Source organism: Rummeliibacillus pycnus (genome assembly GCF_044359855.1).
Classification (GTDB): domain Bacteria; phylum Bacillota; class Bacilli; order Bacillales_A; family Planococcaceae; genus Rummeliibacillus; species Rummeliibacillus pycnus_A.
In genome coordinates, this window is the sequence record NZ_CP132291.1 from 2,439,545 (window position 1) to 2,458,858 (window position 19,314).

The window sequence follows — 19,314 nt, forward strand, 5'->3', positions numbered from 1 at the left end:
AGGGCTTGAAAACGTTGATATAACGCTGATATTAACGTTTTGAGAATTGTGGTGCACGACGAGCACCTTTAAGACCGTATTTTTTACGTTCTTTCATACGAGGGTCACGAGTAAGTAGACCTGCTGATTTAAGTGCTGGACGGAAATCAGGGTCAACTGTTAGTAACGCACGAGCGATACCATGACGAATTGCGCCTGCTTGACCTGTGAAACCACCACCGTTTACGTTTACGTAAATATCGTAGCTACCTAGAGTTTCAGTTGCTACTAATGGTTGTTTAATAACTTCGCGTAAAGATGCGAATGGGACGTAGTTTTCAACGTCGCGGTTGTTGATAACGATTTTGCCTTCGCCTGGTACTAAACGTACGCGGGCAGTTGAGCTTTTACGACGACCAGTGCCGATATATTGAACTTGTGCCAAGGTTGTATCCTCCTCTAATTATTATCCGCGAAGCTCGTAAGCTTCAGGTTTTTGTGCAGCATGTGGGTGTTCAGAACCAGTGTAAACATGTAGTTTGTTGAACATTTGACGACCTAAAGAGTTTTTAGGAAGCATGCCTTTAATTGCTAATTCCAACATTTTAGTTGGATATTTTTCTTTCATTTCGCCAGCTGTGCGAGTTTTTAAACCGCCAGCAAATTGAGTATGGCGGTAGTAAATTTTACCTTTTAATTTGTTACCTGTTAACTCAATTTTTTCTGCGTTGATGATGATTACGTTATCACCTGTGTCAACGTTTGGTGTATAGATTGCTTTATGTTTACCACGTAAAATAGCAGCTACTTCAGAAGCTAAGCGACCAAGAGTTTGGCCTTCAGCGTCTACAACTAACCATTTACGTTCTACTTCGTGACCTTTAGCCATGAATGTTGTACGCATTTTAGTATCCTCCTACAATTATCAAATTGTTTCTATTACTCTGTTCCAATTGTTTTCTTTATCCTCAAAAGCTAAGATTCGGGGCTTATCTTGTGGGGTAATGAAAATACCATATGTCATCTTACAACATATAGCAATGTAAGTCAAGCATTTCGAGAAAAACACCTGGAAATGTTGCTTCAATCTTCATAGTGCACATTTTCAAGGTATAAACCTTGTGGTAATGCAGTTTTACCTGCATTTCCTCTGTCTAAAGATGCAATGATTTCAGCCAACTCGCATGGCTGACGTTTAGCAATCCCTACTTCCCAAAGTGTTCCTGCAATGATACGCACCATATTATATAAAAAGCCATTTCCTTCAATCACCATATTCAGTTCTTCTCCGTGCCACTCGAATGCTAAAAAAGAGACTGTACGAACTTTATCTTGCACACTTGTATTTGCTGCGCAAAAGCATGAAAAATCATGAGTTCCCAGAATGTACTGTGCTGCTTCCTCCATTGCCTTAACATCTGGCTTCACCCCATTGGTGGGTGTCGCATAAAAACGTCTAAAAGGGCTCTGAATCTCTTCACATGACCAAATATAGCGATACCGCTTGCCATGGACACTATAACGAGAATGGAAATCATCAGATACTTCCTCAATATTCACAACACGAATATCTCGTGGCAATTGAACGTTTAATGCTCGTGCATAACGATCAAGAGGAATAGACAATGTTGTGTCAAAGTGGATAACCTGTCCTGTTGCATGGACCCTGGCATCTGTTCGACCACTTGCTGTCACATGGACAATCTCACCTTTATGCATTTTGGTAAGTACCTTTTCAATTTCCTGTTGTACAGTTCTTTGTTTAGGCTGTACTTGGTATCCCGAAAAATTGGTACCATCATATGCGATGGTGGCTTTCATTCTTCTTTTCATCGTTATGCAATCTCCTATTTCTATTAACTACGCAAATATACTAATACAATTGTCATCACCACAATGGAAAGAAGAGCTATCGTATCTCCTATACTCCATTTTAATTGACGATAACGAGTTCTTCCTTCTCCACCGCGATACCCACGAACTTCCATAGCTATTGCTAAATCTTCTGCTCGTTTAAAAGCACTTACAAATAACGGAACTAATAATGGAACAACTGCTTTTATTCGCTCTTTAATTGTGCCTGTTGTAATATCAGAACCTCTTGCCATTTGTGCCTTCATAATCTTGTCTGTTTCATCCATTAATGTTGGGATAAAGCGTAATGAAATGGACATCATTAACGCTAATTCATGTACAGGTAGTTTTAACTTTTTCAGCGGATTTAACAACACTTCCATCCCATCCGTAATAGAAATAGGAGAAGTTGTTAATGTTAAGATGGATGTCACAAACACCAATACTAAAAAACGAATGGAAATATAGATCCCTTGTCTAAGCCCTTCTTCGTGAATATGGATAAACTTCCACTCAAATATTAATGGTCCTTCTTTTGTAAAGAATATATGCAATAAAAAAGTAAATACCATCAATATTAAAACAGGCTTTAAACCATTGATCAAAAAGTACATTTTAATGCGTGACATCAATATTATTAGTAATGTGAATACTAATAGAGCAATGTATGAAGGCGTATTATTAGCCAAAAACACAACAATGATAAACGCAAATACAAATACCAGCTTAGAACGTGGATCCAATCTATGAACAAATGAATCCCCTGGTATGAAACGGCCGAAAATCATTTTATCCATCATTGGTGATCACGCTCCTCACGTAACACTTGCGCAATCACCTTTGCCAACTCTTCTTCTGTTAAACAAAGCCTTGGAAGCTTACGACCAATTTTCAATTCAAGTTGATTTTGAAAATGAACAATATGAGGCACTTCCAAACGATAGCTCGCTAATTTATCAGCATCACTAAAAATTTCTTGTGGTGTGCCTGTTAGTACACAACGTCCTTCATGCATAATTGCTATGTGATCAGCATACCGTGCTGCATCCTCCATGCTATGTGTTACCAGAATTGTCGTTAGATTACGTTCTTTGTGTAATTGATAAAATAAATCCATAATTTCTTTACGGCCTCTAGGATCCAGCCCAGCTGTTGGTTCATCTAAAACAATCACTTCAGGTTCCATTGCTAATACACCAGCAATAGCTACCCGACGCATTTGCCCACCTGATAAGTCAAAAGGGGATTTCTCAAGTACTGTTTCAGGAAGTCCTACTAACTTCGTTAATGTATGTGCACGTTCAATGGACTCCTCCTCTGAAACACCAAAATTCATGGGCCCGAAGATGATATCTTTTATTACCGTTTCTTCAAACAATTGATGTTCAGGAAATTGAAAAACAATACCCACTTTTTGACGTACTAAACGTAAATCCTTTTCTTTTTTACCTGCAGTAATGGTTTTATTGCCAATACGTATGGCTCCTTCTGTAGGCTTTAATAATGCATTTAAATGTTGCAAGACTGTTGATTTACCTGAACCAGTATGTCCGATGATGGCTTGATAACTACCTGAAGGAATAGCTAATTCTACATCAAATAACGCTCTTTTTTCAAAAGGCGTTCCAGGTGCATATGCAAAGCTTACTTTTTGAAGTTCGATGTCCATAGATCATTCACCAACTGTTCTTCTGTCATGTATTCACCTAGAAGTTGTACACCTTCTGCTTGTAAAAGCTTTGTAAGTTTCATCGCAAATGGCAAATCCAATCCAAGTTCAACTAATCGATCGCCTAATGCAAAAATTTCAGATGGAGTTCCTTCAGCAAACTTTTTTCCACCATTCATAAACAATAAACGATCAGCCATGATTGCTTCTTCTAAATCATGGGTAATTGATAAAACGGTTAACCCTGTTTCTTCACGTAGGGCTCTTACAATCGAGAGTACCTCTTGACGCCCTTGAGGATCGAGCATGGATGTTGCTTCATCTAAAATAAGTAAGCGTGGTTGTAGCGCAAGTGCTCCTGCTATAGCAACACGTTGTTTTTGCCCACCTGATAAATGTTGAGGCTCATGATTTAAATAGCCTTGCATTTTTACTTGCTGTAAGGCATCATGTACACGCTTGAACATTTCCTCATATGGAATACCATTATTTTCTAAAGCGAAGGCTACATCATCTTGTACGGTAGCCCCCACAAATTGGTTATCTGGATTTTGGAAAACCATTCCGATTTGAGAACGAGCTTCCCATAAATTTTCTTCGTTTAATGTTTGCCCCATAACTTGCACATTCCCCTTTTGAGGAAAAAGCAAACCATTAATTAGGCGGGCAATGGTTGATTTACCTGAACCGTTATGACCTACAATTGCAATCCATTCGCCCTCTTCAACCTTAAAAGAAACATCTTCCACTGCATTTTTTACTGCGGGCTCATCAGGTGCATATGTGAATGTCACATTATTCAGTGATAAGATTTCATGCATGTGTTTAAACTCCTCTCACTAGACTATACTAAGCTCTGCTCTTCTATAACTTACACTGTTTTATGTATGATTACTAGCTGGAATTAGTTTTTATTAAAAAAATACGACTTTGCCCGTTATGGCAAAAGTCGAATCTAAGAATTACTATCAAAATGAAATAAAAAAGCGCGCACCCCATTCAGAGAAATGCGCATAAGTGGATATCTCCCGTTCAAAGGTTGCTCAGACCTTAAACGTGAATGGGGTGCGTAGAGCTAAACGAGACAGCACAATGTCCGCTCATCATAACGCTCAGCTTTTAAATTTGTCGTATAAATCTTCATTTTTTGAAAAAAAGAGGGTGTAAGTTCAAATTGTTGTGAACAAGTACACCCTCCCCCGCATCGTTATAATTAAACTAATTCAATTACAACTACAGGCGCACCGTCACCACGGCGAGGTCCCATTTTCATAATGCGAGTATAACCGCCTTGACGGTCAGCGTAGCGTGGTGCTACATCATCAAACAATTTTTGAAGTGCAAAAACTGTTGATTCATTACCTTCAGCATCAGTTGAAGTTGCTACTTCACGACGGATAAATGCTGCAGCTTTACGACGAGCGTGTAAGTCACCGCGTTTACCTAGAGTAATCATTTTTTCAACTACTGAGCGTAATTCTTTCGCACGAGTTTCTGTTGTTTCAATGCGTTCGTTAATGATTAAGTCTGTTGCTAAATCACGTAACATCGCTTTACGTTGAGAACTTGTACGTCCAAGTTTTCTGTAACCCATGGATGTTTCCCTCCTTCGTTCAATTACTGATCATACATATTTTAAAATCGCTTAGTCTTCTTCTCGTAACCCTAAACCAAGCTCTTCTAACTTCGCTTTTACTTCTTCTAATGATTTACGTCCTAAGTTACGTACTTTCATCATATCGTCTTCAGACTTGTTAGCAAGTTCAAGAACAGTATTGATGCCTGCACGTTTTAGGCAGTTGTAAGAACGAACAGAAAGATCTAGTTCTTCGATAGTCATCTCTAGAACTTTTTCTTTTTGATCTTCTTCTTTTTCAACCATGATTTCAGCAGTTTTTGCCTCATCAGTTAAACCAACGAAGATATTTAAGTGCTCGGTTAAAATCTTAGCTCCGAGCGAAATCGCCTCTTTAGGACCGATGCTGCCATCTGTCCACACATCTAGTGAAAGTTTATCGTAATCAGAAGATTGTCCAACACGAGTACCTTCAACTGTGTAGTTGACGCGTGAAACTGGAGTGTAAATAGAGTCGATCGGGATCACGCCGATAGGAAGATCCTCACGTTTGTTTTGATCAGCTGGAGTGTATCCACGTCCACGTTGCGCATACATACGCATACGAAGATGACCATTTTTAGCAACAGTTGCAATGTATAGATCTGGGTTTAATACTTCTACGTCACTGTCATGCGTAATATCCGCAGCAGTTACAACCCCGTCACCTTTAAAATCAATTTCGATGACTTTTTCTTCATCAGAATAGATTTTTAAAGCTAGCTTTTTAATGTTCAAAATAATTGATGCAACATCTTCTACAACGCCCTCAATAGTAGAGAATTCGTGTAGTACGCCGTCAATTTGGATTGAGGTTACAGCAGCTCCTGGTAAAGAAGACAGAAGGATACGACGTAGTGAATTACCCAAAGTAGTGCCATACCCACGTTCAAGTGGTTCTACAACAAACTTGCCGTATTTTAAATCATCACTGATCTCAACGGTTTCAATCTTTGGTTTTTCAATTTCGATCATTCAATTTACCCTCCTTCAAAACATCGAATATATGGTATTAATTCCATCATAAAATCGAATGTCAATCAATCATTAAGATTGTTATTCTGTTTGTGTATAAAAAGTGTACTCAATACATAAGAGAGTTGCAACTATTATACACGACGACGTTTTGGTGGGCGGCAACCATTATGAGGAACTGGAGTTACATCTTTGATAGCTGTAACTTCTAAACCTGCAGCTTGAAGTGCACGGATAGCAGCTTCACGACCTGCACCAGGACCTTTAACAGTTACTTCTAAAGTTTTTAAACCATGTTCTAGAGATGCTTTAGCAGCAGTTTCAGCAGCCATTTGTGCAGCGAATGGTGTAGATTTACGTGAACCTCTGAAACCTAGCGCACCAGCTGAAGACCATGAAACAGCATTACCTTGCATGTCAGTGATGGTTACAATTGTATTATTAAATGTAGAACGGATGTGTGCAATACCAGCTTCGATATTTTTTTTCACACGACGTTTACGAGTTTGTTGTTTACGTGCCATGTTAAGAAGAAACCTCCTTTACCTATTATTTTTTCTTGTTAGCTACAGTTTTACGAGGACCTTTACGCGTACGCGCATTGTTTTTAGAATTTTGTCCACGAACTGGTAAGCCACGACGGTGACGAATACCGCGGAATGAACCGATTTCCATTAGACGTTTGATGTTAAGTGAAGTTTCGCGACGTAAGTCACCTTCAACTTTGTATTTATCTAATTGTTCACGGATTTTGTTTAGTTCGTCTTCAGTTAAGTCACGAACTCGAGTATCTTCTGAAACACCAGCGTCAGCAAGAACTTTCTTAGCTGTAGTGTTACCGATACCGAAAATGTATGTTAATGAAATTACAACGCGTTTTTCGCGTGGAATGTCAACACCAGCAATACGTGCCATGTACGATGTGCACCTCCTTGGGAATTATCCTTGTTTTTGTTTGTGTTTAGGATTTTCACAGATTACCATTACTTTACCGCGTCGGCGAATAACTTTACATTTTTCGCAGATCGGTTTCACAGATGGTCTCACTTTCATCTAACCTAACCTCCTTAGTGGTCCGGAGTGCAAAAGATTATTTAAAACGGTATGTGATACGACCGCGAGTTAAGTCATATGGAGATAACTCAATTGTTACTTTATCTCCAGGTAAGATGCGAATAAAGTGCATACGAATTTTGCCCGATACGTGAGCAAGAACTGTATGACCATTTTCTAATTCTACCTTAAACATCGCGTTTGGCAAAGTTTCAACAACTGTGCCTTCGATTTCAATTACATCGTCTTTCGCCATCGACCCTGTCTCCCTTCTATATGCAATTCAGGTTCTTTTCGTCAAATTCTTTCGGAATTTGCTGCAAGAGTAAGTTACATGCCTCAACATATGTTTGGATTGTATGAGAGATGTTCGAAAGACGCTCATCAGGCTTCGCTTCTCGAACCAAGATTTATGTGCCAGGTTATACCTGTATCTCACACGCTCCCCGGCTATCCTAGATGAGATCCTGCATACCCGTTTACACAGATACTTTTCCACGAAACCCATTATACCCTTTCAGAATAGAGATTGCATCAAAGATAAATGGTATCCTACAAAAGATACAAATTATTCATCAGTGTATAGACCGGGTACAATATGCTTTTGCAGCTCTCGAAAATAACTTTCCGCTATGCGCTACCACATACTCCCGCGGTTGCAGAAATCTGCGCCCTTGATCGGGTATTAGTTGCGGTTGCCTTTTAATAGAGCATCAACATCAGCAAATACATCATTGATATCTTGCTGACCATTAATGTTAGTTAAAACATTTTTCTTATTGTAAAAATCAAGTAATGGTTGAGATTGCTTGATATTTACTTCCAGACGGTTAGTGACCGTTTCCGGATTATCGTCTGCTCTTTGATAAAGTTCTCCTCCATCTTTATCACATTTCGCTTCCTCTTTTGGAGGATTGAAAACTAAATGATAAGAAGAGCCACATACTTTACAGATACGACGACCTGTTAAACGTTTAATCAATTCTTCTTGTTCTACTTCGATATTCACAACGTGTTCTACTTTTTTGCCAAGACCAGATAGAATACCATCCAATTCTTCAGCTTGAGTAGTAGTACGTGGGAAGCCATCTAGTAAGAATCCTTGATCACAATCAGGTTGGCTTAAACGTTCACGAACGATGCCAATCGTTACTTCATCAGGTACCAAAGCACCTTTATCGATATACGATTTAGCTTCAAGCCCTAATTCCGTACCGTTTTTCATAGCTGCACGGAACATATCGCCTGTAGAAATATGAGGGATATCGTACTTCTCAACAATTTTGTCTGCTTGAGTACCTTTACCAGCACCAGGCAAACCCATTAAAACGATATTCATACGGAGTGCCCCCAATATTAGTATGAAGGTTTTTAGGAACGAATACCGTTCCAAAAAACCAACTTTTACTTCATGAAACCTTTATAGTGTCGTTTTACAAGTTGTGATTCTAATTGTTTCATCGTTTCTAACGCAACGCTAACTACGATTAGCAAACTAGTACCGCCAATTTGTGCAGATGATGGAAGATTTGCAATATTGATAAACAAAATTGGAAGAACTGCCACTACTGACAAGAAAATTGACCCTACAAATGTTAAGCGATATAAAACAGTTGTTAAATAATCTTGAGTGTTTTTACCAGGACGAATACCTGGAATATATGCACCTTGTTTTTTCAGATTATCTGCAACTTTTTCTGGATTTACTTGAACAAACGCATAGAAATACGCAAACGCTATAATTAACGCTACGTATAAGATCATCCCAATTGGTTGACCATAATCAAACGTTTTTTCAATAAATCGTGTTACTTTATTATCTTCAAAGAAAGTAGCAATCGTTCTTGGTGTTACAAGAAATGCAACAGCAAAGATTACTGGAATAACCCCGGCAGAGTTAACTTTCAATGGAAGATGAGATTGTTGTGCTCCACGTTGTGCTCCAGAGCCTTTTGCATATTGAATTGGAATTTTACGATTCGCTTGTTGAACGTAAATAACGCCAACTACAATTGCTATAGCCGCTAATGCAATTACGACAAGCATGATAATGTTGATGAATAATTGGTCACCAGCATTTTCAAACTGTTGAGCATAAATTTGGTTCACTGTATTTGGTAATGCAGCAACGATCCCAGCGAAGATAATTATGGAAATACCATTTCCAACACCTTTTTCTGTAATCTGTTCGCCTAGCCATAATAAAAATGCTGTACCAGCAGTTAACACGATTGCAATTGTTAAGTAAGTCAATACTCCTTCTTCTTTAATCAATGAACCGCCGTACATACGGTTAAAACCGTAAGACATAGCGATTGATTGAATAAAAGCAAGGACAATTGCAAAGTAACGTGTAAATTGGGAAATTTTACGTCGCCCAACTTCACCTTGTTTTGACCACTCAGTGAACTTCTTCACAACATCCATTTGTAACAGTTGAACAATAATTGATGCCGTAATGTAAGGCATAATTCCCATCGCAAAAATAGAGAAGTTCTTAAGAGCTCCACCGCCAAAAGTATTCAAGAAACCAACCAAGCTATATTGATCAGTCTGTTGTAATACTTCAGCATCTACATTTGGTACTGGAACGAATGATCCTAAACGGAAAACTACCAACATCAAAAGGGTGAAAATGATTTTATTTCTAATATCTCTCACGCGCATAAAGTTAGAGATTGTTCGAAACATTAAATCACCTCAATGTTTCCGCCGGCATTTTCAATTGCTGCTTTTGCAGACGCAGAGAATTTATGAGCTTTTACAGAAAGCTTTTTATCAAGAGAACCGTTACCCAGAACTTTGATACCTGCTTTTTCTTTACCCACAACGCCAGTTTCAACAAGTAAAGCTGGTGTAACTTCTGTGCCTTCTTCAAAACGATTTAACACATCAAGATTTACGATAGCGTATTCTTTGCGGTTAATGTTAGTGAAGCCACGTTTTGGTAAACGACGGAAAAGTGGGTTTTGACCACCTTCAAATCCAGGGCGAACGCCGCCGCCTGAACGTGAATTTTGACCTTTATGACCTCTACCAGAAGTTTTACCGTTACCAGTCGCAATACCACGGCCAACACGGTTACGTTCTTTACGTGAACCAGTAGCTGGTTCTAACTCATGAAGTTTCATTAGATGGCACCTCCTTGTTATTAAATTTAAAATTATTTTTCTGTTACTGTTACTAAATGAGCAACTTTAGTGATCGCACCGCGAATAGCTACGTTGTCAGCATGTTCAACAGTTTGATGCATTTTACGTAAACCTAATGCTTCAATAGTTTTACGTTGTGCTGGTTTAGCACCAATAATACTTTTAGTGAGGGTAATTTCTAGTTTATTTGACATGTTATTTCCCTCCCTTAACCTAGTAATTCTTCTACTGATTTACCACGAAGTTTTGCAACTTCTTCAGCTTGTTTTAATTCAGATAAACCTTTAATAGTTGCACGCACCATGTTGATTGGTGTGTTTGAACCTAAAGATTTTGAAAGAATATCAGAAATACCAGCAAGTTCAAGTACGGCACGTACTGGACCACCAGCGATAACACCTGTACCAGGAGCAGCAGGTTTGATCAAGATATTTCCTGCACCAAAGCTTCCAATTACTAAGTGAGGTGTAGTACCACCAACACGTGGAACTTCGATAAGGTTTTTCTTCGCATCTTCTACAGCTTTGCGAATAGCATCAGGTACTTCTTGAGCTTTACCTGTACCAAAACCTACATGGCCATTACGATCTCCGACTACAACTAATGCAGTGAAGCGGAAACGACGTCCACCTTTTACAACTTTAGCAACGCGGTTGATAGTAACAACGCGTTCTTCAAGTTCTAGATTGTTTGCGTCAAAATTAAGACCCATGATAAGTGTACCTCCTTCTTATTAAAATTCTAAACCGTTTTCGCGAGCAGCTTCAGCTAAAGCTTTTACGCGTCCATGATATAAGTAACCACCGCGGTCAAATACAACAGCTTTAATATTTTTTTCCGCAGCAAGTTTAGCGATTGTTTCACCAATTTTTGTAGCAGCTTCCACATTGCTTGCAGTGCCTTCAAAACCTTTATCCATAGTTGAAGCTGAAGCAAGTGTTACGCCTTGAGTATCGTCAATAATTTGAGCGTAAATGTGTTGATTTGAACGGTATACATTTAAACGTGGACGTTGTGTAGTACCTGAAATTTTAGCACGTACGCGAGCATGACGTTTTTTACGAACTTGATTTTTATCTTGTTTCGTAATCACAAAGGGTCACTCCTTTCTAATGCTTAGGCAGCATTATTTACCTGTTTTACCTTCTTTACGACGAACGAATTCGCCTTCGTAACGGATCCCTTTACCTTTATAAGGTTCTGGTGGACGTACGTCACGGATGTTTGAAGCAAGAGCTCCAACTTTTTCTTTTGAAATACCTTTAACAATAACCTTAGTGTTAGAAGGTACTTCGACTACTAAACCATCTTCTGGTGTGAATTCAACTGGGTGAGAGTAACCAACGTTCAATACAAGTTTTTTACCTTGCATTTGAGCACGATAACCAACCCCAACTAATTCTAGAGATTTAGCAAATCCTTCAGATACACCTGTTACCATGTTAGCAAGCAAAGCACGAGTTGTACCGTGGTTTGTACGGTGTTCTTTAGATTCAGAAGGACGTGTTAAAGTAATCACATTACCTTCTTGTTCGATTTTAATATCTTTGTTAAAAGCACGAACTAATTCGCCTTTTGGTCCTTTTACAGTTGCTACGTTATCAGCACTTACTGATACAGTAACACCTGCAGGTACCTCGATTGGCTTTTTACCTATACGAGACATTTAATGTTGCACCTCCATTCTTTTGTTGCTAATTACCAAACGTATGCTAGAACTTCGCCGCCAACTTTTTTAGCGCGAGCTTCTTTGTCTGTTAATAAACCTTGTGAAGTTGAAACTAAAGCGATACCTAATCCGTTCAACACTTTTGGTACTTCATTAGTTTTAGCGTAAACACGTAAACCTGGTTTAGAAATACGTTTTAAACCTGTAATAACGCGTTCGTTATTTTGACCGTATTTTAAGAAGATACGGATAATACCTTGTTTGTCATCTTCAACATATTCAACGTCACGAATGAAACCTTCACGCTTAAGAATTTCAGCGATTTCTTTTTTGATATTAGAACCTGGAAGCTCTAATTTTTCGTGACGGACCATGTTAGCATTACGAATGCGTGTAAGCATATCTGCAATTGGATCTGTCATAGTCATTACAATTTACCTCCTTCCCAAATTAGGGGATTACCAGCTGGCTTTTTTGACGCCAGGAATTTGTCCCTTATAAGCAAGTTCACGGAAACAAATACGGCAAAGTTTGAATTTGCGGTATACAGAGTGTGGACGACCACAGCGTTCACAGCGTGTATATTCTTGCACTTTAAACTTTGAACCACGTTGTTGTTTAATGATCATTGATTTTTTAGCCACGTTCTCGCCTCCCTATATTATTTTTGGAATGGCATACCGAATTGTGTTAACAACTCGCGAGCTTCTTCATCAGAGTTCGCAGTAGTAACGATAACGATATCCATACCGCGTACTTTTGAAACTTTATCATAGTCGATTTCAGGGAAAATTAATTGTTCTTTTACACCTAGAGTATAGTTACCGCGACCATCGAATGCTTTTTTAGAAACACCACGGAAGTCACGTACACGTGGAAGAGAAATAGAAATTAATTTGTCCAAGAAGTCATACATACGTTCACCACGTAATGTAACTTTTGCGCCGATTGGCATACCTTCACGAAGACGGAAGCCAGCGATAGATTTTTTAGCTTTAGTAATAACTGGTTTTTGACCAGTGATTAATTGTAATTCCTCTACAGCTGTATCAAGAACTTTAGAGTTTTGAACTGCATCACCAACACCCATGTTGATAACGATTTTTTCAACTTTTGGTACTTGCATAGTTGAAGTGTATTCGAATTTGCTCATAAGAGCTGAAGAAACTTCATTTACATATTTTTCTTTTAGGCGGTTCATGTTAGTACCTCCCTTCTCTTTTAAACTTATTTATCGATTACTGCACCTGATTTTTTTGCTACACGAACTTTTTTGCCATCTTCTTCTTTATAACCTACGCGAGTCGGCTCGCCAGATTTAGGATCGATTAGCATTACGTTCGAAACGTGAATTGCTGCCTCTTGGCTGACAATTCCACCTTGTGGATTAAGTTGGTTAGGTTTTACGTGTTTTTTAACGATGTTTACACCTTCAACTAACACGCGATCTTTTTTAGGGAAAGCAGCTAGGATTACACCTGTTTTGCCTTTATCTTTACCTGTAATAACCATTACTTTGTCGCCTTTTTTAACATGCATTCTGTCGCACCTCCTTGATTGGCACTTTCATGTAATTAAAGAACTTCCGGAGCTAATGAAACAATTTTCATAAAGCTGTTGTCACGTAATTCACGTGCAACTGGTCCGAAAATACGTGTTCCGCGTGGTGATTTATCATCTTTAATGATTACACATGCGTTTTCATCAAATTTGATGTAAGTACCGTCTTTACGACGAACACCGCTTTTAGTACGAACGATAACAGCTTTAACTACTTCGCCCTTCTTGACAACGCCACCTGGTGTTGCTTTCTTGACTGTACAAACAATAACATCACCGATGTTAGCAGTTTTACGTCCAGAACCACCTAGTACTTTAATAGTTAGAACTTCTTTCGCACCTGAGTTGTCGGCAACTTTCAAACGACTTTCTTGTTGAATCACTTAGGTTACCTCCCTTCGGACTATGTTGTTCCGAATTTTATTAGATAATAACCGCTTTTTCTACAACTTCGACTAAACGGAAGCGTTTAGTAGCTGATAGCGGACGAGTTTCCATAATGCGTACGATATCTCCAACTTTAGCTACGTTGTTTTCATCATGCGCTTTGAACTTTTTAGAGTACTTTACACGTTTACCATAAAGCGAATGCTTTTTGTAAGTTTCAACCATAACAGTGACTGTTTTGTCCATTTTGTCTGAAACTACGCGGCCTGTGTAAACTTTGCGTTGGTTACGCTCAGTCATGCTTGCAAACCTCCTCTTTATCAGTTATTTGCACTGATTTCTCTTTCGCGAATCACAGTTTTCATTCGCGCAATCGCTTTGCGTACTTCACGAATGCGAGCTGTGTTTTCTAATTGACCAGTCGCCAATTGGAAGCGAAGGTTGAAAAGCTCTTCTTTCAGTGATTTTACTTTTACTTCGATTTCTACAGTTGTAAGTTCACGGATTTCATTAGCTTTCATTAGATTCACCACCAATTTCTTCACGTTTAACAATCTTACATTTAACAGGCAATTTATGAGCTGCTAAACGAAGTGCTTCACGAGCGATTTCTTCAGAAACGCCACCGATTTCAAACATAATTCTACCTGGTTTTACTACGGCTACCCAACCTTCAGGAGCACCTTTCCCTGAACCCATACGTACTTCAAGAGGCTTTTTAGTGTATGGTTTGTGTGGGAAGATTTTAATCCAAACTTTACCGCCACGTTTTGTATAACGAGTCATAGCAATACGTGCAGCTTCGATTTGACGGTTAGTGATCCAGCTAGCTTCTAATGATTGTAAACCAAATTCACCAAATGTTACTTGTGTGCCGCCTTTCGCTTCACCACGCATTTTGCCACGGTGTACACGACGGTATTTAACGCGTTTTGGCAATAACATATTATTTGCCTCCTTCCTCAGAGTTCTTCTTAACTGGAAGGACTTCACCGCGGTAGATCCATACTTTAACACCTAATTTACCATAAGTAGTGTCAGCTTCTGCATGAGCATAATCAATGTCAGCGCGAAGAGTATGAAGCGGAACAGTTCCTTCACTGTAGTGTTCAGCACGAGCGATATCAGCGCCACCTAGACGACCAGATACTTGAGTTTTAATACCTTGAGCACCTGCACGAATTGTACGTTGAATTGCTTGTTTTTGTGCACGACGGAATGATACACGGTTTTCTAATTGGCGAGCAATATTTTCAGCTACCAATTTAGCATCAAGATCAGCACGTTTGATTTCAACAATGTTGATGTGTACGCGTTTACCAGTCATTTCGTTAAGGTTTTTACGAAGTGATTCAACTTCAGTACCGCCTTTACCGATAACCATACCTGGTTTCGCAGTGCTAATTGTGATGTTGACTTTATTTGCAGCACGTTCGATTTCAACTTTAGAAACCGATGCTTCTTTTAATCTAGTTTCGATGAATTTACGAACTTTAATGTCTTCGTGAAGTAATGTAGCATAGTCTTTTTCTGCGTACCATCTAGACTCCCAGTCACGAATGACACCGACACGTAATCCTATTGGATGTACTTTTTGTCCCACGTATTATCCCTCCTTCTTCTCAGATACCACGATTGTAATGTGGCTTGTACGTTTGTTAATTGCGCTTGCACGTCCTTGAGCACGTGGACGGAAACGTTTCAATGTTGGACCTTCGTCAACGAATACTTCTGAAATTACTAAGTTGTTAACGTCTAAATCATAATTGTGTTCAGCGTTAGCGACTGCAGATTTTAACACTTTTTCTACTACAGGAGATGCTGCTCTTGGAGTATGGCGTAAAATTGCAACTGCTTCGCCTACTTGCTTGCCTCGGATTAAATCAACTACTAAGCGGACTTTACGAGGAGCAATTCGAACTGTGCGAGCAATAGCTTTAGCTTGTTGCATCAGGATTTACCTCCCCTCAAATTAGCGTACTGAAGTTTTCTTATCATCTGCACCATGACCTTTAAAAGTACGAGTTGGTGCAAATTCGCCTAGTTTATGACCTACCATATCTTCAGTCACGTATACAGGCACGTGTTTACGTCCATCATATACAGCGATTGTTAAACCGATAAAATTCGGGAAGATTGTAGAGCGGCGAGACCAAGTTTTGATCACTTGTTTTTTTTCTGAATCTTGTTGAGCTTCCACTTTTTTCATTAAGTGTTCGTCAACAAAAGGTCCTTTTTTCAAGCTACGACCCATTTTGGAACCTCCCTCCGTGATTTCACCACGGTTCTCTCATTGAACCGTAGTCTAATCACATTATTTTTTACGACGACGAATGATAAGTTTGTCGGATTTGTTTTTCTTGTTACGAGTTTTGTAACCAAGTGCTGGTTTACCCCAAGGTGTCATTGGTGATTTACGTCCTACAGGAGCTTTACCTTCACCACCACCATGTGGGTGATCGTTAGGGTTCATAACAGAACCACGTACAGTTGGGCGTTTGCCTAACCAGCGAGAACGACCAGCTTTACCAATGTGAATTAGTTCGTGTTGTTCGTTACCAACTGCACCGATAGTAGCACGGCATGTACCTAGAATCATACGAACTTCGCCAGATTGAAGACGAATGATTACGTATTTATCTTCTTTACCTAGAATTTGAGCAGAAGTACCAGCAGAACGTACTAGTTGTCCACCTTTACCAGGTTTCATTTCGATATTATGGATTGTTGTACCCATTGGGATGTTTGATAATGGTAGGGCGTTACCTACTTTAATATCAACTTCTGGACCAGATACAATAGTCATTCCAACTTCTAGACCTTTTGGTGCTAGGATATAACGTTTTTCACCATCAGCATAGTTAATTAATGCGATGTTTGCAGATCGGTTTGGATCATATTCGATAGTAGCAACGCGTCCTGGAATGCCATCTTTCAAACGTTTGAAATCGATGACACGGTATTGACGTTTGTGGCCACCACCATGATGACGAACAGTGATTTTACCTTGGTTGTTACGACCAGCTTTGCGTTTTGTAGATTCTAACAAAGATTTTTCAGGTTTGTTAGTAGTAATCTCAGCAAAGTCAGATGATGTCATGTTACGACGACCATTTGAGGTAGGCTTATACTTTTTAATCGCCATTTGTGTTCCCTCCTTCTTTATTGTTCATATTGAACGATAATTACATTTCGAATAATTCGATTTCGCCTTCAGCTAATTTTACAATAGCTTTACGACGTTTGTTTGTGTAACCACCGAATTTACCGACACGTTTGAATTTACCTTTGTAGTTCATGATGTTGACTTTTTCAACTTTCACGCCAAAGATTTCTTCAACAGCATCTTTTACTTCTGTTTTGTTGGCACGAGTGTCAACTTCAAAAGTATATTTATTTTCTGCCATTTGTTCTGAAGAACGCTCAGTAATGACAGGACGTTTTAATACATTACGTGCTTCCATTAACCAAGCACCTCCTCAACTTTTTGTACTGCAGCTTGAGTGAATACAACTTTATCATGACCTACAAGATCAAGAACGTTGATTCCAGCAGCAGTTAGAACTGTTACGCCTTGGATGTTACGAGCAGATAATGCTACGTTTTCATCTAAGTCTGCAGTTACAAATAATACTTTAGTTTCGATAGAAAGATCAGATAGAACTTTCGCGAAATCTTTTGTTTTTGGTGCTTCTAATTTAAGAGCATCTAAAACTAAGAAGTTTGTTTCAGCAACAAGTGAAGATAATGCTGATTTAAGAGCTAAACGACGAACTTTTTTAGGAAGTTTGTAGCTGTAGCTACGAGGTGTTGGGCCGAATACGATACCACCGCCACGCCATTGTGGAGAACGGATAGAACCTTGACGAGCACGACCTGTACCTTTTTGACGCCATGGTTTACGACCACCACCAGCAACTTCAGAACGGTTTTTAACTTTATGTGTACCTTGACGTAGTGAAGCGCGTTGAGCGATGATAGCGTCAAATAACACTGATTGGTTTGGTTCAATTCCGAAGATCGCATCGTTTAATTCGATTTCGCCTACAGAAGAACCTGTTTGACTAAGTACGTTAACTTTTGTCATTCCTGTTTCCTCCTTTCTTCGGAAAATTAGTTAGCTTTAATAGCAGATTTAACTGTTACTAATGCTTTACGAGAACCAGGAACATTACCTTTAATAAGTAGCAAGTTACGTTCAGCATCAACTTTAACAATAGTTAAATTTTGAATAGTTACTGTGTTGCCACCCATTTGACCAGGTAATTTTTTTTGTTTGAATACGCGGTTCGGAGCAACTGGACCCATTGAACCAGGACGACGGTGGTAACGAGATCCGTGAGCCATTGGTCCACGAGATTGTCCGTGGCGTTTGATAACACCTTGGAAACCTTTACCTTTAGTAACACCTGTTACATCTACTACATCGCCTTCTGCGAAAATTTCAACTTTGACTTCTTGACCAACTTCGTACTCAGCTAAGTTTACATCGCGGAATTCGCGGATGAAGCGCTTAGGAGTAGTGTTTGCTTTAGCTACGTGTCCTTTTTCTGGTTTGTTTGAAAGTTTTTCACGTTTATCGTCGAAACCGATTTGGATTGCTTCGTAGCCATCTGTTTCAGCTGTTTTCTTTTGAAGTACTACGTTTGGAGCAGCTTCAACAACAGTTACAGGGATCAAATCACCATTCTCAGCAAAAACTTGCGTCATACCGATTTTTCTACCTAAGATTCCTTTGGTCATTCGTCACACCTCCTATAAATTTTGGGATATATTTTACTTTTACCATTATAGTTTGATTTCAATATCAACGCCTGATGGTAAATCTAATTTCATTAACGCATCAACAGTTTGAGGTGTTGGGTTAACGATATCGATTAGACGTTTATGTGTGCGCATTTCAAATTGTTCACGAGAATCTTTGTACTTATGAACCGCACGTAGAATAGTGTAAACAGATTTTTCAGTTGGAAGTGGAATCGGACCTGATACACTTGCACCTGAACGCTTAGCAGTTTCCACAATTTTTTCAGCGGATTGATCAAGAATTCTGTGATCATATGCTTTTAAACGAATACGAATCTTTTGCTTTGCCATTATTTTCCCTCCTTTTCGCCTATTTCCTAGACATTCTCCACGGAAATTTCCCACACACGCGCCATGGCAATGCGGCCGGGTGTGCCGGCAACCTCCCGCTTCATCGCAGTCAAAGACCAACATTTAATATTATACATAGAATACTACGAATAAGCAAGTAATTTCGCTAAATTCTTTTCAATGTTGAAGATTTTCTTTGCTCTTATTATTACTGCTTTTTTCACGCTATCAATTATATAAAAAACAATAGACTTTGACAATTATTTTGTTTGTTATTTTACTGTTACATAAATAATAGCACTCT

The 19,314-nt window shown here is 39.1% G+C and carries 35 protein-coding genes; all 35 read right to left on the bottom strand.

What is annotated here, in order from left to right:
* Positions 1–31: 31 nt before the first annotated feature.
* Positions 32–424: a 30S ribosomal protein S9 gene (rpsI, locus tag Q8X41_RS11945; protein WP_146550579.1), complete on the bottom strand. Its 393-nt coding sequence runs from the start codon at positions 422–424 to the stop codon at positions 32–34.
* Between the two features lie 21 nt (positions 425–445).
* Entirely contained in the window at positions 446–883 is a 438-nt protein-coding gene (gene rplM, locus Q8X41_RS11950) for a 50S ribosomal protein L13 (protein ID WP_397536554.1), read from the bottom strand.
* A 179-nt stretch (positions 884–1,062) separates the two neighbouring features.
* Positions 1,063–1,812, bottom strand: a complete 750-nt coding sequence (gene truA / locus Q8X41_RS11955) for a tRNA pseudouridine(38-40) synthase TruA (RefSeq protein ID WP_397536555.1) — start codon at positions 1,810–1,812, stop codon at positions 1,063–1,065.
* Positions 1,813–1,835: 23 nt separating this feature from the next.
* The gene (locus Q8X41_RS11960) at positions 1,836–2,633 is read right to left on the bottom strand and encodes an energy-coupling factor transporter transmembrane component T family protein (RefSeq protein ID WP_397536556.1); all 798 of its coding nucleotides are present in this window, start codon (positions 2,631–2,633) and stop codon (positions 1,836–1,838) included.
* Complete coding sequence (locus tag Q8X41_RS11965; protein WP_397536557.1) at positions 2,630–3,502, bottom strand: energy-coupling factor ABC transporter ATP-binding protein; 873 nt, start codon at positions 3,500–3,502, stop codon at positions 2,630–2,632. Before Q8X41_RS11965 ends, Q8X41_RS11960 begins: the two co-directional genes overlap by 4 nt.
* Positions 3,478–4,323, bottom strand: a complete 846-nt coding sequence (locus Q8X41_RS11970; protein ID WP_397536558.1) for an energy-coupling factor ABC transporter ATP-binding protein — start codon at positions 4,321–4,323, stop codon at positions 3,478–3,480. The genes Q8X41_RS11965 and Q8X41_RS11970 overlap by 25 nt, the downstream gene beginning before the upstream one ends.
* Positions 4,324–4,715: 392 nt before the next feature.
* Positions 4,716–5,096, bottom strand: coding sequence for a 50S ribosomal protein L17 (gene rplQ, locus Q8X41_RS11975; RefSeq protein ID WP_397536559.1), 381 nt, complete (start codon positions 5,094–5,096; stop codon positions 4,716–4,718).
* 51 nt (positions 5,097–5,147) lie between these two features.
* Complete coding sequence (locus Q8X41_RS11980) at positions 5,148–6,092, bottom strand: DNA-directed RNA polymerase subunit alpha (protein ID WP_397536560.1); 945 nt, start codon at positions 6,090–6,092, stop codon at positions 5,148–5,150.
* A 134-nt stretch (positions 6,093–6,226) separates the two neighbouring features.
* Complete coding sequence (gene rpsK, locus Q8X41_RS11985; protein WP_053997247.1) at positions 6,227–6,616, bottom strand: 30S ribosomal protein S11; 390 nt, start codon at positions 6,614–6,616, stop codon at positions 6,227–6,229.
* 25 nt (positions 6,617–6,641) lie between these two features.
* Positions 6,642–7,007, bottom strand: a complete 366-nt coding sequence (rpsM, locus tag Q8X41_RS11990; protein ID WP_102693564.1) for a 30S ribosomal protein S13 — start codon at positions 7,005–7,007, stop codon at positions 6,642–6,644.
* A 24-nt stretch (positions 7,008–7,031) separates the two neighbouring features.
* Complete coding sequence (gene rpmJ, locus Q8X41_RS11995) at positions 7,032–7,145, bottom strand: 50S ribosomal protein L36 (protein ID WP_000868344.1); 114 nt, start codon at positions 7,143–7,145, stop codon at positions 7,032–7,034.
* 37 nt (positions 7,146–7,182) lie between these two features.
* A complete protein-coding gene (gene infA / locus Q8X41_RS12000) occupies positions 7,183–7,401 on the bottom strand; it encodes a translation initiation factor IF-1 (protein WP_038179110.1) in 219 nt (72 codons plus the stop codon).
* 429 nt (positions 7,402–7,830) lie between these two features.
* Positions 7,831–8,484 (bottom strand): adenylate kinase, encoded by a 654-nt coding sequence (locus Q8X41_RS12005; RefSeq protein WP_397536561.1) that lies wholly within the window; start codon positions 8,482–8,484, stop codon positions 7,831–7,833.
* Positions 8,485–8,549: 65 nt separating this feature from the next.
* Entirely contained in the window at positions 8,550–9,836 is a 1,287-nt protein-coding gene (gene secY / locus Q8X41_RS12010) for a preprotein translocase subunit SecY (protein ID WP_397536562.1), read from the bottom strand.
* Positions 9,836–10,276 carry a 50S ribosomal protein L15 gene (rplO, locus tag Q8X41_RS12015; protein WP_397536563.1) on the bottom strand — a complete coding sequence of 147 codons (441 nt, stop codon included), beginning with the start codon at positions 10,274–10,276 and terminating at the stop codon, positions 9,836–9,838. Before rplO ends, secY begins: the two co-directional genes overlap by 1 nt.
* A 32-nt stretch (positions 10,277–10,308) precedes the next feature.
* Complete coding sequence (gene rpmD / locus Q8X41_RS12020) at positions 10,309–10,491, bottom strand: 50S ribosomal protein L30 (protein ID WP_397536564.1); 183 nt, start codon at positions 10,489–10,491, stop codon at positions 10,309–10,311.
* A gap of 14 nt (positions 10,492–10,505) precedes the next feature.
* On the bottom strand, positions 10,506–11,009 hold the full coding sequence (gene rpsE, locus Q8X41_RS12025) for a 30S ribosomal protein S5 (protein WP_397536565.1): 504 nt from the start codon (positions 11,007–11,009) through the stop codon (positions 10,506–10,508).
* 21 nt (positions 11,010–11,030) lie between these two features.
* Positions 11,031–11,390, bottom strand: coding sequence for a 50S ribosomal protein L18 (rplR, locus tag Q8X41_RS12030; protein ID WP_397536566.1), 360 nt, complete (start codon positions 11,388–11,390; stop codon positions 11,031–11,033).
* 33 nt (positions 11,391–11,423) lie between these two features.
* Positions 11,424–11,963, bottom strand: a complete 540-nt coding sequence (gene rplF, locus Q8X41_RS12035) for a 50S ribosomal protein L6 (protein ID WP_397536567.1) — start codon at positions 11,961–11,963, stop codon at positions 11,424–11,426.
* A gap of 32 nt (positions 11,964–11,995) precedes the next feature.
* Entirely contained in the window at positions 11,996–12,394 is a 399-nt protein-coding gene (gene rpsH, locus Q8X41_RS12040; RefSeq protein ID WP_397536568.1) for a 30S ribosomal protein S8, read from the bottom strand.
* Positions 12,395–12,424: 30 nt separating this feature from the next.
* Complete coding sequence (locus tag Q8X41_RS12045; protein WP_068450148.1) at positions 12,425–12,610, bottom strand: type Z 30S ribosomal protein S14; 186 nt, start codon at positions 12,608–12,610, stop codon at positions 12,425–12,427.
* A 17-nt stretch (positions 12,611–12,627) separates the two neighbouring features.
* Positions 12,628–13,167 (bottom strand): 50S ribosomal protein L5, encoded by a 540-nt coding sequence (rplE, locus tag Q8X41_RS12050; protein ID WP_397536569.1) that lies wholly within the window; start codon positions 13,165–13,167, stop codon positions 12,628–12,630.
* A gap of 26 nt (positions 13,168–13,193) precedes the next feature.
* Complete coding sequence (gene rplX / locus Q8X41_RS12055; RefSeq protein WP_397536570.1) at positions 13,194–13,505, bottom strand: 50S ribosomal protein L24; 312 nt, start codon at positions 13,503–13,505, stop codon at positions 13,194–13,196.
* 35 nt (positions 13,506–13,540) lie between these two features.
* Positions 13,541–13,909 carry a 50S ribosomal protein L14 gene (rplN, locus tag Q8X41_RS12060; protein WP_397536571.1) on the bottom strand — a complete coding sequence of 123 codons (369 nt, stop codon included), beginning with the start codon at positions 13,907–13,909 and terminating at the stop codon, positions 13,541–13,543.
* A gap of 40 nt (positions 13,910–13,949) precedes the next feature.
* A complete protein-coding gene (rpsQ, locus tag Q8X41_RS12065) occupies positions 13,950–14,213 on the bottom strand; it encodes a 30S ribosomal protein S17 (RefSeq protein WP_397536572.1) in 264 nt (87 codons plus the stop codon).
* 20 nt (positions 14,214–14,233) lie between these two features.
* On the bottom strand, positions 14,234–14,434 hold the full coding sequence (gene rpmC, locus Q8X41_RS12070; protein ID WP_102693551.1) for a 50S ribosomal protein L29: 201 nt from the start codon (positions 14,432–14,434) through the stop codon (positions 14,234–14,236).
* Entirely contained in the window at positions 14,424–14,858 is a 435-nt protein-coding gene (gene rplP, locus Q8X41_RS12075; RefSeq protein ID WP_397536573.1) for a 50S ribosomal protein L16, read from the bottom strand. The genes rpmC and rplP overlap by 11 nt, the downstream gene beginning before the upstream one ends.
* Before the next feature lies 1 nt (position 14,859).
* On the bottom strand, positions 14,860–15,516 hold the full coding sequence (gene rpsC, locus Q8X41_RS12080) for a 30S ribosomal protein S3 (protein ID WP_397536574.1): 657 nt from the start codon (positions 15,514–15,516) through the stop codon (positions 14,860–14,862).
* A 3-nt stretch (positions 15,517–15,519) separates the two neighbouring features.
* Positions 15,520–15,864: a 50S ribosomal protein L22 gene (rplV, locus tag Q8X41_RS12085; protein ID WP_102693548.1), complete on the bottom strand. Its 345-nt coding sequence runs from the start codon at positions 15,862–15,864 to the stop codon at positions 15,520–15,522.
* A gap of 21 nt (positions 15,865–15,885) precedes the next feature.
* A complete protein-coding gene (gene rpsS, locus Q8X41_RS12090) occupies positions 15,886–16,167 on the bottom strand; it encodes a 30S ribosomal protein S19 (RefSeq protein ID WP_102693547.1) in 282 nt (93 codons plus the stop codon).
* A gap of 60 nt (positions 16,168–16,227) precedes the next feature.
* The gene (gene rplB, locus Q8X41_RS12095) at positions 16,228–17,058 is read right to left on the bottom strand and encodes a 50S ribosomal protein L2 (RefSeq protein ID WP_397536575.1); all 831 of its coding nucleotides are present in this window, start codon (positions 17,056–17,058) and stop codon (positions 16,228–16,230) included.
* Positions 17,059–17,098: 40 nt separating this feature from the next.
* Positions 17,099–17,377, bottom strand: coding sequence for a 50S ribosomal protein L23 (gene rplW / locus Q8X41_RS12100; RefSeq protein WP_397536576.1), 279 nt, complete (start codon positions 17,375–17,377; stop codon positions 17,099–17,101).
* Positions 17,377–18,000: a 50S ribosomal protein L4 gene (gene rplD, locus Q8X41_RS12105; RefSeq protein ID WP_397536577.1), complete on the bottom strand. Its 624-nt coding sequence runs from the start codon at positions 17,998–18,000 to the stop codon at positions 17,377–17,379. The genes rplW and rplD overlap by 1 nt, the downstream gene beginning before the upstream one ends.
* A 26-nt stretch (positions 18,001–18,026) precedes the next feature.
* Positions 18,027–18,656 (bottom strand): 50S ribosomal protein L3, encoded by a 630-nt coding sequence (gene rplC / locus Q8X41_RS12110; RefSeq protein ID WP_397536578.1) that lies wholly within the window; start codon positions 18,654–18,656, stop codon positions 18,027–18,029.
* A 45-nt stretch (positions 18,657–18,701) separates the two neighbouring features.
* Positions 18,702–19,010, bottom strand: coding sequence for a 30S ribosomal protein S10 (rpsJ, locus tag Q8X41_RS12115; protein WP_004233624.1), 309 nt, complete (start codon positions 19,008–19,010; stop codon positions 18,702–18,704).
* Positions 19,011–19,314 lie beyond the last annotated feature (304 nt).

Coding starts and splice junctions, on each gene's coding strand:
- rplF (WP_397536567.1), bottom strand. CDS start 11,963: ATGTCTCGTATAGGTAAAAAGCCAATCGAGGTACCTGCAGGTGTTACT.
- secY (WP_397536562.1), bottom strand. CDS start 9,836: ATGTTTCGAACAATCTCTAACTTTATGCGCGTGAGAGATATTAGAAAT.
- truA (WP_397536555.1), bottom strand. CDS start 1,812: ATGAAAAGAAGAATGAAAGCCACCATCGCATATGATGGTACCAATTTT.
- rplB (WP_397536575.1), bottom strand. CDS start 17,058: ATGGCGATTAAAAAGTATAAGCCTACCTCAAATGGTCGTCGTAACATG.
- rplD (WP_397536577.1), bottom strand. CDS start 18,000: ATGACAAAAGTTAACGTACTTAGTCAAACAGGTTCTTCTGTAGGCGAA.
- rpsH (WP_397536568.1), bottom strand. CDS start 12,394: ATGACTATGACAGATCCAATTGCAGATATGCTTACACGCATTCGTAAT.
- rpsQ (WP_397536572.1), bottom strand. CDS start 14,213: ATGACTGAGCGTAACCAACGCAAAGTTTACACAGGCCGCGTAGTTTCA.
- rpsE (WP_397536565.1), bottom strand. CDS start 11,009: ATGGGTCTTAATTTTGACGCAAACAATCTAGAACTTGAAGAACGCGTT.
- rpsJ (WP_004233624.1), bottom strand. CDS start 19,010: ATGGCAAAGCAAAAGATTCGTATTCGTTTAAAAGCATATGATCACAGA.
- Q8X41_RS11970 (WP_397536558.1), bottom strand. CDS start 4,323: ATGCATGAAATCTTATCACTGAATAATGTGACATTCACATATGCACCT.
- rpmD (WP_397536564.1), bottom strand. CDS start 10,491: ATGTCAAATAAACTAGAAATTACCCTCACTAAAAGTATTATTGGTGCT.
- rpmJ (WP_000868344.1), bottom strand. CDS start 7,145: ATGAAAGTGAGACCATCTGTGAAACCGATCTGCGAAAAATGTAAAGTT.
- rplP (WP_397536573.1), bottom strand. CDS start 14,858: ATGTTATTGCCAAAACGCGTTAAATACCGTCGTGTACACCGTGGCAAA.
- rplO (WP_397536563.1), bottom strand. CDS start 10,276: ATGAAACTTCATGAGTTAGAACCAGCTACTGGTTCACGTAAAGAACGT.
- rplM (WP_397536554.1), bottom strand. CDS start 883: ATGCGTACAACATTCATGGCTAAAGGTCACGAAGTAGAACGTAAATGG.
- rplC (WP_397536578.1), bottom strand. CDS start 18,656: ATGACCAAAGGAATCTTAGGTAGAAAAATCGGTATGACGCAAGTTTTT.
- rpsM (WP_102693564.1), bottom strand. CDS start 7,007: ATGGCACGTATTGCTGGTGTTGACATTCCACGCGAAAAACGCGTTGTA.
- rplQ (WP_397536559.1), bottom strand. CDS start 5,096: ATGGGTTACAGAAAACTTGGACGTACAAGTTCTCAACGTAAAGCGATG.
- Q8X41_RS12005 (WP_397536561.1), bottom strand. CDS start 8,484: ATGAATATCGTTTTAATGGGTTTGCCTGGTGCTGGTAAAGGTACTCAA.
- rpsS (WP_102693547.1), bottom strand. CDS start 16,167: ATGGGTCGTAGCTTGAAAAAAGGACCTTTTGTTGACGAACACTTAATG.
- rplW (WP_397536576.1), bottom strand. CDS start 17,377: ATGGAAGCACGTAATGTATTAAAACGTCCTGTCATTACTGAGCGTTCT.
- rplE (WP_397536569.1), bottom strand. CDS start 13,167: ATGAACCGCCTAAAAGAAAAATATGTAAATGAAGTTTCTTCAGCTCTT.
- rpmC (WP_102693551.1), bottom strand. CDS start 14,434: ATGAAAGCTAATGAAATCCGTGAACTTACAACTGTAGAAATCGAAGTA.
- Q8X41_RS11965 (WP_397536557.1), bottom strand. CDS start 3,502: ATGGACATCGAACTTCAAAAAGTAAGCTTTGCATATGCACCTGGAACG.
- Q8X41_RS11960 (WP_397536556.1), bottom strand. CDS start 2,633: ATGATGGATAAAATGATTTTCGGCCGTTTCATACCAGGGGATTCATTT.
- rplX (WP_397536570.1), bottom strand. CDS start 13,505: ATGCATGTTAAAAAAGGCGACAAAGTAATGGTTATTACAGGTAAAGAT.
- infA (WP_038179110.1), bottom strand. CDS start 7,401: ATGGCGAAAGACGATGTAATTGAAATCGAAGGCACAGTTGTTGAAACT.
- Q8X41_RS11980 (WP_397536560.1), bottom strand. CDS start 6,092: ATGATCGAAATTGAAAAACCAAAGATTGAAACCGTTGAGATCAGTGAT.
- rplV (WP_102693548.1), bottom strand. CDS start 15,864: ATGCAACAAGCTAAAGCTATTGCTCGCACAGTTCGAATTGCTCCTCGT.
- rpsK (WP_053997247.1), bottom strand. CDS start 6,616: ATGGCACGTAAACAACAAACTCGTAAACGTCGTGTGAAAAAAAATATC.